The sequence below is a fragment of the bacterium genome, from assembly GCA_040754625.1.
Classification (GTDB): Bacteria; JACRDZ01; JAQUKH01; order JAQUKH01; family JAQUKH01; genus JAQUKH01.
The window spans coordinates 1-10,878 of the sequence record JBFMCF010000072.1; the positions used below are offsets into that span (position 1 = coordinate 1).

Annotated in this window: 13 protein-coding genes; 2 read left to right on the forward strand and 11 right to left on the reverse strand. The window is 41.8% G+C overall.

Annotated features, from left to right (window positions below):
- Positions 1–156 precede the first annotated feature (156 nt).
- From AB1498_06605 to AB1498_06650, 10 genes are all read right to left on the reverse strand, one after another.
- Entirely contained in the window at positions 157–1,419 is a 1,263-nt protein-coding gene (locus tag AB1498_06605) for a hypothetical protein (protein ID MEW6087961.1), read from the reverse strand.
- A 49-nt stretch (positions 1,420–1,468) separates the two neighbouring features.
- Positions 1,469–2,317 carry a hypothetical protein gene (locus AB1498_06610; GenBank protein ID MEW6087962.1) on the reverse strand — a complete coding sequence of 283 codons (849 nt, stop codon included), beginning with the start codon at positions 2,315–2,317 and terminating at the stop codon, positions 1,469–1,471.
- 139 nt (positions 2,318–2,456) lie between these two features.
- The gene (locus tag AB1498_06615) at positions 2,457–3,527 is read right to left on the reverse strand and encodes a hypothetical protein (protein MEW6087963.1); all 1,071 of its coding nucleotides are present in this window, start codon (positions 3,525–3,527) and stop codon (positions 2,457–2,459) included.
- Positions 3,528–3,614: 87 nt separating this feature from the next.
- Positions 3,615–4,391 carry a thermonuclease family protein gene (locus AB1498_06620; GenBank protein ID MEW6087964.1) on the reverse strand — a complete coding sequence of 259 codons (777 nt, stop codon included), beginning with the start codon at positions 4,389–4,391 and terminating at the stop codon, positions 3,615–3,617.
- 9 nt (positions 4,392–4,400) lie between these two features.
- Positions 4,401–5,042, reverse strand: a complete 642-nt coding sequence (locus tag AB1498_06625; protein ID MEW6087965.1) for a metal-dependent transcriptional regulator — start codon at positions 5,040–5,042, stop codon at positions 4,401–4,403.
- Entirely contained in the window at positions 5,043–5,216 is a 174-nt protein-coding gene (locus tag AB1498_06630; GenBank protein MEW6087966.1) for a hypothetical protein, read from the reverse strand.
- Entirely contained in the window at positions 5,213–6,661 is a 1,449-nt protein-coding gene (locus AB1498_06635; protein ID MEW6087967.1) for a nucleoside recognition domain-containing protein, read from the reverse strand. Before AB1498_06635 ends, AB1498_06630 begins: the two co-directional genes overlap by 4 nt.
- A complete protein-coding gene (locus AB1498_06640) occupies positions 6,642–7,223 on the reverse strand; it encodes a FeoB small GTPase domain-containing protein (protein MEW6087968.1) in 582 nt (193 codons plus the stop codon). The genes AB1498_06635 and AB1498_06640 overlap by 20 nt, the downstream gene beginning before the upstream one ends.
- Before the next feature lie 60 nt (positions 7,224–7,283).
- Positions 7,284–7,721 carry a transcriptional repressor gene (locus tag AB1498_06645; GenBank protein ID MEW6087969.1) on the reverse strand — a complete coding sequence of 146 codons (438 nt, stop codon included), beginning with the start codon at positions 7,719–7,721 and terminating at the stop codon, positions 7,284–7,286.
- A gap of 81 nt (positions 7,722–7,802) precedes the next feature.
- Positions 7,803–8,573, reverse strand: coding sequence for a transporter (locus AB1498_06650; GenBank protein MEW6087970.1), 771 nt, complete (start codon positions 8,571–8,573; stop codon positions 7,803–7,805).
- A 132-nt stretch (positions 8,574–8,705) separates the two neighbouring features.
- Between AB1498_06650 and hydG the strand changes: the two genes are divergently transcribed.
- The gene (gene hydG, locus AB1498_06655; protein ID MEW6087971.1) at positions 8,706–10,022 is read left to right on the forward strand and encodes a [FeFe] hydrogenase H-cluster radical SAM maturase HydG; all 1,317 of its coding nucleotides are present in this window, start codon (positions 8,706–8,708) and stop codon (positions 10,020–10,022) included.
- A 36-nt stretch (positions 10,023–10,058) separates the two neighbouring features.
- Positions 10,059–10,268 (forward strand): sulfur carrier protein ThiS, encoded by a 210-nt coding sequence (gene thiS / locus AB1498_06660; protein ID MEW6087972.1) that lies wholly within the window; start codon positions 10,059–10,061, stop codon positions 10,266–10,268.
- A 115-nt stretch (positions 10,269–10,383) separates the two neighbouring features.
- Here the strand turns inward: thiS and AB1498_06665 are convergent, their stop codons facing one another.
- On the reverse strand, positions 10,384–10,797 hold the full coding sequence (locus tag AB1498_06665; GenBank protein ID MEW6087973.1) for a hypothetical protein: 414 nt from the start codon (positions 10,795–10,797) through the stop codon (positions 10,384–10,386).
- Between the last annotated feature and the right edge of the window lie 81 nt (positions 10,798–10,878).

Sequence of the window (10,878 nt, forward strand, 5' to 3'; positions counted from 1 at the left end):
TCTTAGCTCGCTTAATAAAACTCCGAATTCACGAAGTTTTATTGCTCGGTATAATTTACAATATTCATCGAGGCCTCCAACTCGGCCTCTTGATTTATTTCTATTTGAGGATTTCAACAGAACCTTTACTTTTTACTTTTCACGTTTTACGTCTTCTCAGAATATAATTGAAAATGCCGCGTTATGATAATCGGCAAATTCATCGCCATAGGCCGTATAATCAAGCTGCAATATCCAGAGGCCGTGAAGTGTAACGCCATAGGTCGGGAATCCCTGGTTGGTACCGCCTCTCAAGCCCAGGGACAAGAAATTTTTAAACAGGCTGAATTTCATTTCCGCGCCAAGGTGCACTTTGTCCATCAAATCGGAATTTTCTCTGGCATCGCCGGTTAAATTATCCAGGTCAGCCGAAATTATAACATCAAAATTTTTACGCTGTGAATCGGGATACAGGTATTTAAACGGGTAAAAAGTTGTACCTATCCGGACATTCATCGGGATATCATCCGCCGGTATAGCGGCCGAATCATAAGTAATTTTCGTGCCGACATCCTGCAAAACCATACCCACTCTCATATAATCGGTCAATTCCGTGATGGCTCCTATATCAAATCCGACTCCGCTGCCGGGATGATCCACCAGGTTTTTCGCGTCTTTTGCCAAATCAATAACGGTCCCGTCCGCGCGCTTGCCGTCAATAAGTTCCTTGACGTTATAGGGGCTGCTTTCATTTGATATCTTATATCTCATGATGTATTTAAATGTCAAACCGACTGAAAGATCTCTTTTACCCCCGGAAACAAATGTAGGAACTACGCTTGAAAATTTATACGCGCCTGAAAATGACGGGACAAAATCCAAATTTATATTGTAAAGCATCTGGTCATCAATCAAAGAAAACGGGAAACCCATCGCGCTAAGGCCTGTCTGGTTCAACCATATATTAGTTTTTGTCTTAGCGTAAAAACCCAATCCAAAAGTCATGACTTTTTTCCTGGCCTTCGGCAAAACCAGGTCAAACCCGCCGTCTATGTTGAAAACAATCTTTTTATCCATCCACCCCTTAATATATTTTTCATAAAAATCGTTTGTTTTGGGGTTACTCCAAAAATCCGTGGTATCGTTATTAATTTCATCATACGCGTCTATCATATTGCTAATATCACTTACTGAAGACACTACATCGTCTGAAGCCCTGCCCTGTATCTGAAAAGACAGATTCATCCCCGGTAAATACATCATCCCGGCCGGGTTCCAGTTTCTTGTATTTTCATCATCCGCGACCGATATAAAAGCCCCGCCCATTCCCATGGGCCGCAGCCCGCGGTAAAAGATATTATCCTCCGCTCCCAGGGCAGAACTTAAAGCAGATATACCAAGAACCAAAAGAAAAAATAATACCTTCTTTCCTTTACACATATTTCCTCCATCTGTAAATTATTTGCCGTCAAAACGTTATATCCTGCGATTATTGCATTCCCAGGTTCTGCATTTTACTGGACATATCGCTGAAGAACAAATCGAATTTTCCCTGGCCTTTAGTTGCCGATCCTTCACGTTCATCATGAAGCGCATATAGAGCATCCTGGATATTCTGTGAATTTGTGAAAAGAAGTATCCCGTAATAAATTGCCTTGCCGAAATGATAAAACGCGCATTTACCCGTGCCCGCCGGCAGATTTGAATTTGCGTAAACCGTGCCGATATGCCCAACTTGCCCGTTAAGCATAAACCACGCGTCAAGAAGCGCCTGGACCCTGGTTTGCTGGCTCAATAAATCCGTATTTGAGTATGAAACATTCAGCTCATAACGGCCGTTAGTAAAATTAATAAAATCCGCGCCCACGTAATACCTCAGTCTCATCGCGGCATCCAGGGTATATAGGAAGGCCAGGTATAAATGTATATAAGTCCTGCTTAATTTATCAGAATCGGTTAAAGTTGAATCTGACGCGAGGCCCGGTGCAAGCATAGGTTTTTTGGGAGAGCCAAGCTGTGTCAAAGATGTCTGCATCAACCCGATGGCTTCGGATAATTTTGATAATTTTGTGGAATCAAAACCGCCGGCGGTATTTCCCTGGCTGAATAAATTTTCCATACTGCCCGCGCTTGTTCCCGACAACTGGGCAATGTTCGTAAAAGACATCTCGGCGCCGATGCTCTTTAAGATATCGGTTGCCTGTGTTAAATAAGTATCCGCGTTCGCTTCCTGGGTTGATTGAGTCACGTTATCTTCTCTTTTACTGCAGGCTGAAGAGCACAAGACAATGACCACTAAAACCGTCAGTACATTTCGAAACTTACTTATAACATTCATATTTTTCCTCCTTCAATGAGTAGTTAATCCCCCTATATTAGGATTATAGGGCAACGCCCGTCTACGAATTGAACCCCGATAAACATCGGGGTAATCAAATTGTAAGGGCGGGTTTTATATACCCGCCCCCAAATTTATCCTATGTGCTGCTTTTTATTTTCATGTCCAATTTTACACCGAAATGAACACAATAAGGATATGAATAAGGCGCCCTCCTTGCACCTGAAGCGCCAACCGCTGATGCCGGATTTACAGACACTTTTGTCTTTGATTGTATTAATCCGTTATTTTGCATAATAGCGTATTTTAAAGCGGCAAGCCCTGCGGCAGTCGCGGGAATCGTAACAGTCCCTGTCCTTTGGTTCGCGGGGATAGTGCCTGAGGCAACAAGAACTTCATTGCCGTTTGCATCTTTTGCCCAGAAATCAGCGGTAAATCCGCACCAGTTTAACTGGTGGGCTATATACCACTGTAAACTTAATCTTCTGTTTTTCGTCCAACTCGTGCCGGGATATTCAGGGTTTCCAAGATATAATTTTTCTGTCCTGTAGCTGTCTATCCAGAGATCCGCGGGGCCTGTATAGGCTGCCTTTGCCTGGTCGTTTACCGTGGTCCCTACTGATACCGAATCGAGATAAAGCGAGTCATAAGCGTAAGTAAAATTGCCTCCCGCGCCGTGATGGCAGGCTGAACCGCAGAAATAAGGGTCATGCGGAGGGGCCGCGTGAGGTTCCTGGTTGTGGCACTTATCACATTTTTCCTCCACCTCTGCAAAATCCGGCGCACCAGGTAGAGGCGCTTTCATACCTGAACTTTTCCTTGCGAGGGTCGAAGTAAGCGAATGATGTTCCCAGCTTACTACAAGGCCCAATTCCGTTATATCCTGTATTTTATCCTTTTTCGCGACAAAAGTCGTGTTGCTGCTCATATCGGTTGTTGACCACTGCCAGTCACCTTCGGTCCCGCCCATCGTATGGCTTGCCGAATATTTCGGGTCGGCTTCATCTAAATCGCCTGCGTCAAATTCCTTGCCCGGGGTCTGCATACTGAAATAAACATCCAGCGTCAGAGGCGAAGTCGTGTTATCATTATTGTCATCATCCCCCCCTGGAATACACTTCGCGCCCATCGTAGTCAATAAAACAAGAATAAGAAGCGAGAAAAACAGACTCAATCTTTGCCATTTCTTTCCTCTTTCAATTTTTTCCATATTTTCTCCTTTTAATAAAATTATTCCTTATAGCTATAAATATATCCCTAATAAATAAAAACGTCAAGGAATTTGTTAGCGGCAAATTTATTGACACGGGACCACCTCAACCTGGGACGGATTTTCGATGATAATTTCAGGCGATTTTTTATATTTTTTTACTTTCCCGGATATTTTTATTTTTTTATTAAAATAATCCGTTACCGGATTAACGCCGTATTTATAGAATATCGGAAGATTTGTTTTAAAAATAACAGCTTTAAAATCTTTTTTTTCTTTCCCGAAATTTAAAATAATTACACTTTTTCCTTCATATACATCCAGGACCCTGCCCCGAACATATACCACCCTGCCATAATAATTATGCGCCTCTTCGGGCAAAACGGGTTCATCACTGACTTCTTCCCATAAGCCCCTTTTATTCTCTCTTGCTTCTTTTTGAAGTTTAATAAAAAGCTCAGTATATTTTATATTGGGAGGAATTGTATATAACATGGCATATCCCTGTTTAATCAATTCGGCGTTTACAAAAATATTCCCTGCAAATACATACGCCAGCACCCTGTTATATTTATCAACCTGAACCATATCATATTCAAGCCTTACAATTTTCCCTTCGACAAGCCTCCGGTTAAACTCCCTTGCCTTTTCAGCATAATCTTCCGGTTGGTAAAGCCACGTGCTGTCTTCCCGCCTGATTCTTGTCTCGGGAGTATCAAGTCCTATGTAACGGACAATCCTTCCATCCTCCAATTCAATCGTGTCTCCGTCAACTGCATTTTTAACTAAATAATTTTCCCTTTCGCACGCAGATAATAAAAAAACGAAACCCAGTGCATAAACAAAAAATATTTTTATATGCATTCTTCTGCCTTACTTTGTTATCCTCACATAAATCACCGACGCGAGTTCTTTGTCAACCGCGAACTGCGACTGGCCTATTTTAAAAACGTAAGAAGGAAATTTTTGAATCAAAGTTATATTCATGCCCGGCAGAACCCCCATCGCCATAAGTTTATGCAGTGTCGGATGGTCTTTTGTGTATATATACGCCACTTTGCCTTTTCCATTGACTTCCAGATCGGAAAGCGGGGAAATAATCTTTTTTACTTCCTCCCTGGATTTCCTGCAGCAATCTCCCTGCGGGATAAGCTTGCCGTGCGGGCAGGTCTTCGGGTGACCCAGGAGAACGCAAATATCATCCTCTATCCCTTCCTGCAATAAATGCTCGAACTGGCAGCTCACGGGATGAACGAGTTTCTTCTTGATGTCCAGGACATCGGTAAACAAACGTTCCGCGAGCCTGTGCCTGCGGACAATCTTCCGGCCTTCATTCGCGCCTCTTTCCGTTAAAATCAGTTTATTGGCGGCCAATTTAATAAAACCGGACTTAATTAAATCTTCTATTTCCGGGTTGTCCTTCGCCACTCCCAAATCCATCAATTCCCCGGGTTTTTTTTCATCATGTACCCATAAAGATTCAAGTATTTCTTCGGCCCTGTCATTTAGTTTCATTCATTTCCTCCGTTCTTTTAATTTTTTTATCCATTCAGGTTCAGGCGGCCATTCAAAACCGCACCTGGGGCATTTTATCAACGGACAGCCTTTCATTACCGGGCAATTTTTGCAGGCGGACTCCGCCTGGGTTTCGTCAAACTCATGCCCGCATAAACCGCATTTTGTTTTCATAAATTAATCCCCATTGCATTTAATATCAAATTCACTATAAATCCGGTAGAAAATGAAAATAAAAGAATGAAGAAAGATATACCGACGCCTGTTTTCCAGCCGCGCTCTCTCACATTCATCAAAAACTGGGCGATACAAGGCAAAAATAAAGTCAATGTGATACAAGCCACCACAAGCTGATTACCGGTCAGGTGCCCCGCTTTCTTAATATCATATAACCCGGCGGCGCCGTAATCCCTCCTGAAAAATCCGAATAAAAATGCCGCGGCGGCTTCATCCGGCAAGCCTATCAAACGTATGGGATATTCCAGTATTTTTATAAGTATATCGAACAACATAACCAGCCTGCCCGCCCATATAAGAAAACTCGCGAAAATGAACATTGGAAATATCTCCAGGAAATACCATTTAACCCTCGTGTAGGTTTTAATAAAGACATTGGATAATTTCGGGAGCCTGAGGGGGGGTATTTCCATGTAAAAAGAAGGCGATTCACCCTGTAAAATTTTGGAAGATAAAAACCCCACCAAAAGAAAAACCAGGCACAAAACTAAAAGCCATATCCACAAACCTCTTGGATTTCCTTCAAGCAGGGAAAGTATTACGCCAAGCTGCGCGGAACAGGGAACAGCCAAAGCAAGAAGGATAGTCGCGATTATCCTTTCTCTTTTCGAGGGCAGGGTCCTTGTAACCATTGTCGCCATCGTGTCGCACCCAAGTCCAAGGACTATCGGGATTACCGCCCGGCCGGTAAGCCCGATTTTTTTAAATAACCTGTCTATCAGCAAGGCCAGTCTCGGCAGGTACCCGGTATCTTCAATAATGGCAAAGGCGATAAAAAACGTGGTGACAATAGGCAGGATCAGTGCCACGGCATATCTTATCCCCAGAGTGATTATTCCGTATTCACCGGTAAACAAGTCCCTTATAACATGCCAGGGAACAGCGGTATCCGCGAATTTTATAATCCATGGATTAATATTGTTCTCAAAAATATCAGTCTCTATAAAATCAACCACCGTCCCGGCCCCGAATTCCCCGACGAATTTATATATTCCATAATAAAGTATCAAAAGCATCACGGGAATGCCCGTGAAAGGATTAATCATCAGCCTGCTTAATTTTTCCCTGAAAGAAACGGACGTGATCTCCTCGAAATTTATTGTTCTTTGTATTATCCTGTTCGCCTCCTCCTGCCTGCGGATACTGATTATATAACTAAGAGGATCAGTATAATAAGATTTCGCTGTATTTATCACATCCCGGATCTTTTCAAAATTCTCCGGCTCTTTATTTTTAACAAGCTGAATAATTTCACTGTCTTCCTGGAGCAGTAAAAGTGCAACAGCCCTCCCTGATATTCCATAATCTTTTTTTAACAATAATTCAATCTTATTTACGGATGTTTCCAGGGAATCCGTTTCTCTAACATATTTTTCTGGCATATTCTTCAATCCTTCCTTTCAAAATATCTATACCCTGGCCTGAGGTGGAATTTGTTCCGGTTACCGGGATTTTCAATTCCTTTTCAAGATATTGAAAATCTATTTTCATTCCTATTTTTTCAGCTTCATCTATAATATTCAAAACAAGTATCAATGGAAGCCTCGCCTCGATTAACTGCAGTGTAAACGGCAGCATCCTTTCAAGATTTTTGGAATCCACGACATGGAGGACAACATCGGGTTTTTCCGAAAGCAGGATGTTTCTCGCCACCCTTTCTTCTTCGGTTATGACAAAAAGGGAATAGGTGCCCGGTGTATCGATAACGTCAAATGTCCGGCCGCCTATCTCGGTCTTCCCCCTGGATACTTCCACGGTTGTCCCCGGGTAATTTGAAACGGTCACATAGCTTCCTGTAAGGCGGTTAAACAACAGGGATTTCCCGACATTCGGCGAACCTACGATCACAATTTTTTTGCCACCGTGATCATCCCCTTTTTCGCGCGCGCCGCAGCAGGAATTGTTTTTCCCGTTCAGATTAAATATTTTTTTAAGAAAATTCATTTTAATGCCCTTATTTATGGTTTTCGACTTTGATATTTTCAAACTCAAGTATGGTTTTATTTATCCCTTGCACGCCTTGCACACGCCGTATAACTCCATACGGTGCCGCTCAGGCTCGAAACCGTGTTTTTTAAACAACTTTTCCTGCAGACGCTCGATCCCAGGTTCAACGACCTCGACAAGCCTTCCGCATTTTATACATACAAGGTGGTCATGATGCTTATGTTCGTATAAATGTTCATACCTGCTCGTGCCGTCCTCGAGTTTCAGCTCCCTGCAGAGCCCACACTCGCAAAGGAGCTTTAACGTCCTGTAAATCGTAGCAAAACCCACATTTGAATATTTCTCTTTAACAACAGCGTATAATTCATCGGCCGTTAAATGCCTGTCGGTCGCTAAAAACACATTAAGTATTTGTTTCCTCTGGACGGTGGGTCTTAAGTTTTTTGAGGCAATGTATTCCTCTAATATCTTTTCTTCTTTTTTATGATTTTTCATTTACCCCCCCGCACGATATTGAAAATCATTATCAATTATACATCGAAAACGTCCCCTGTCAAGCGTTTTTTATTGCGGCCGCTAGTAGGTCAAAGACAAACCCATGCTGAAGCCAAACTCCTCATTTTTCCAGCCGGCTAATCCGGATTTAAACGAAATATCCAAAACTGTTTTTTCATTAAACTGATATGTCAAACCAATCAATGGATTTATCACATGATGCCTAAACGCGCCGATATCAAAATGAGAATTACTCTCGCCATATATTTCACTCATGAATTTTATCACTTTATTCAGCGAATACTCCATCGCGATGCTGTAAAGCATATAATTTTTCAGGCTGCCGTCTCTTTTTTTCCCGGTAAAGGTATAGCCTAAATTCGCATGTACGACAAAAGGCTTTAAATCTTTAGAAAAAACCCCGGTAAAAACCGCATCAATATCCCCGCTTCCAAATCCTTCCTCCTCACCGCCATTATTGAGTTTTACAACAGTCTTCAAAAGCAGCGCCGGCTTTTTCGCCGTTTCAGGAACAAGTAAAGTCTTAAGGACTATATTTATATCAGACAACCCCTCCAGAGATTCTTCACCTCCCGGTTTAACTATTAAATAAGGAAACTCAGCCGATATTTCAAACTTTTCACCAATCCCGTAAACCGGCACAAAAAGAAACGTATAATTTCTATATGTGTCAGTTGAAGCATAATCCAGGCTGATTTCTGCTTGAACATTTTTATCACCGGCAACACCGGCATCCTCCGTGGCCAACGGCCGTGCCGCTTCCGTGCAGGGGGCAAGCAATAAAATAAATAACCCCAAACCCGCACAATACATTAAAATCTTTTTCTTCATTTAATCCTCCTTCAATAATGATAATGATTATCGTTATCATTATATAGGATGTCATCCGCTTGTCAAGCTAAAAAAATTTACCTGTTTTTTATTTTGACAGATTTAAATAAATAGTATAATATTTATGTAACAATGACTTTGGGATTATCGCAAATACTTAATAATTCACTTTCAGGAAAAATCCTTAATGAAGATGAGATAAAATTTCTCCTGGATATTGAAGATGAAGAATCTTTAAAAAGGCTCTTGTTTGCCGCCGGGCAGGTCAAGGAATCAATTTACGGCAAAAGAATAGTCCTTTTCACCCCTCTCTATTTAAGCAATGAATGCCTTAATAACTGCGTTTACTGCGCTTTCCGCCGGGACAACAAAGATATAAAACGGAAAACGTTAAACATGGATGAAATCACACTCCAGGCGGCCGCGCTTGAAAAGACCGGCTTCAAACGGGTTCTCCTGGTCTCCGCAGAACATCCTGAAAAATGTTCCCTGGATTATTTAATCGATGCCGTCAAGTCAATTTATAAAAATACAGGGATTCGCATTGTCCATTTAAACGCCGCGCCTTTCTCCGAAGAAGAATTTAAAAAACTGAAAAATTCAGGAATCGGCGTATTCCAGCTTTTCCAGGAAACATACCACCCCGAAACCTATGAAAAAATGCACCCTGGAGGAAAAAAAATGGATTATAGCTGGCGAAGGCTCGCAATGGAACGGGCTGTTTCCGCCGGGCTTAAAGATGTTGGGATCGGCGCTCTTTTAGGACTTTATGATTATAAATTCGAGGTCATGGAACTTGTCAGGCACAGCCGTGAATTGGAAAATAAATTTGGGTTCGGGCCCCATACAATTTCTGTCCCGCGTTTAAGACCGGCACACGGCGCTTTACTTGAAAAACCGCCGTCCCCTGTTTCTGATTTTGATTTCAAAAAAATTGTAGCTGTCCTCCGCCTGGCTGTGCCTTATACGGGCATTGTCGTAACCACACGTGAATCCCCGGCGCTTCGCGATGAAATTATATCCTGCGGCGCTTCCCAGATCAGCGCGGGTTCACACACTGAACCCGGCGGCTACGCGGAAAAAGGCGGGGCATTAACCGCTGAAGACGGCCAATTTTTTATCGCGGACAAACGCAGTCTCGAACAAATGATTCAAACAATCATCGAAAAAAAACTGGTCCCGAGCTTATGCACAGCCTGCTATCGCGCAGGGAGAACCGGCGAAAACTTTATAAATAAGACAAAACACGGGGAGATAAAGGGATTTTGCCTTCCAAACGCCCTTTTGACACTTGAAGAATACGCCCTGGACCATGCAGTGCCTGAATTGAAAGAAAAAATTGAAAAATTCATTAATGATAATAAAAAATACCTGCCTATAATGTCATATAACCAGTTCCAGAAAAAATTTAACAGGATAAAAAACGGGGAAAGAGATTTGTTTTTTTAGGGCGAACACATGGGTTCGCCCCTACAATAAATATTTATGGATATTAAAATAATTTTAAATGGCGAAGAAAAAACAATTAAAGAAGGCAAATACATAAGCCATCTGCTTGAAGATTATAAACTTTCTCCCGCAATGGTCGCGGTTGAACTTAACGGGAAAATCGTCAAACGGGAAAATTTTGGTCAAACACTTTTACAAAACGGGGACAAAATAGAAATTGTTAAAATGATGGGCGGCGGTTATTAATGGTCCGGTATGAAATAGAAAGCCCATAAATTATAAATGATTTGCATCATCAAATAAAATTTTTGCTCCTTTTTCTTATTATATGGCAGAACTTGCTCCAAAAATTGGCCACATCTCATTGTGAAAGTTTTAAATATTTAAATGTATTTGCGAGATTAACCATCATCTCTATATTTTTTGCCGACGAGTCCCTGACACTAAAGGCTATTGCAACATATCCTGGAACCTTGATAGAATAGGCAACAACTACATCATCATAGGTTGTATTTATCGTTTCTGTTTCTGTATATCGTATATCCATTTTTTTTCTATATACTTTTACGCCCCTGACGTTATTCTTATTAATAAATTCTTCTGTTCTTACGTTTTCTTCCCGACAATAAATGGAACCGTTTGGGCCATCGGCAGAGCAGGAAAGGACGGCGTATGTCTTGATATCTTTTTCAAAATCCCCTGTGTCATCATCACGGCTATATACCAATTCTAACCTAAGTTCCGCAGTTTTAAAATCAAGCTTCTTATTTTTCAAGGGGTTGCGGGTTTTACCCCCTCAAATTCTGCACTACATTTTGTATAAAAACCGGACGATTAGGGATCTTTATTCCCAGCC

Coding starts and splice junctions, on each gene's coding strand:
- AB1498_06635 (MEW6087967.1), bottom strand. CDS start 6,661: ATGCCAGAAAAATATGTTAGAGAAACGGATTCCCTGGAAACATCCGTA.
- AB1498_06640 (MEW6087968.1), bottom strand. CDS start 7,223: ATGAATTTTCTTAAAAAAATATTTAATCTGAACGGGAAAAACAATTCC.
- AB1498_06625 (MEW6087965.1), bottom strand. CDS start 5,042: ATGAAACTAAATGACAGGGCCGAAGAAATACTTGAATCTTTATGGGTA.
- hydG (MEW6087971.1), top strand. CDS start 8,706: ATGACTTTGGGATTATCGCAAATACTTAATAATTCACTTTCAGGAAAA.
- AB1498_06645 (MEW6087969.1), bottom strand. CDS start 7,721: ATGAAAAATCATAAAAAAGAAGAAAAGATATTAGAGGAATACATTGCC.
- AB1498_06620 (MEW6087964.1), bottom strand. CDS start 4,391: ATGCATATAAAAATATTTTTTGTTTATGCACTGGGTTTCGTTTTTTTA.
- AB1498_06650 (MEW6087970.1), bottom strand. CDS start 8,573: ATGAAGAAAAAGATTTTAATGTATTGTGCGGGTTTGGGGTTATTTATT.
- thiS (MEW6087972.1), top strand. CDS start 10,059: ATGGATATTAAAATAATTTTAAATGGCGAAGAAAAAACAATTAAAGAA.
- AB1498_06610 (MEW6087962.1), bottom strand. CDS start 2,317: ATGAATGTTATAAGTAAGTTTCGAAATGTACTGACGGTTTTAGTGGTC.
- AB1498_06605 (MEW6087961.1), bottom strand. CDS start 1,419: ATGTGTAAAGGAAAGAAGGTATTATTTTTTCTTTTGGTTCTTGGTATA.
- AB1498_06630 (MEW6087966.1), bottom strand. CDS start 5,216: ATGAAAACAAAATGCGGTTTATGCGGGCATGAGTTTGACGAAACCCAG.
- AB1498_06615 (MEW6087963.1), bottom strand. CDS start 3,527: ATGGAAAAAATTGAAAGAGGAAAGAAATGGCAAAGATTGAGTCTGTTT.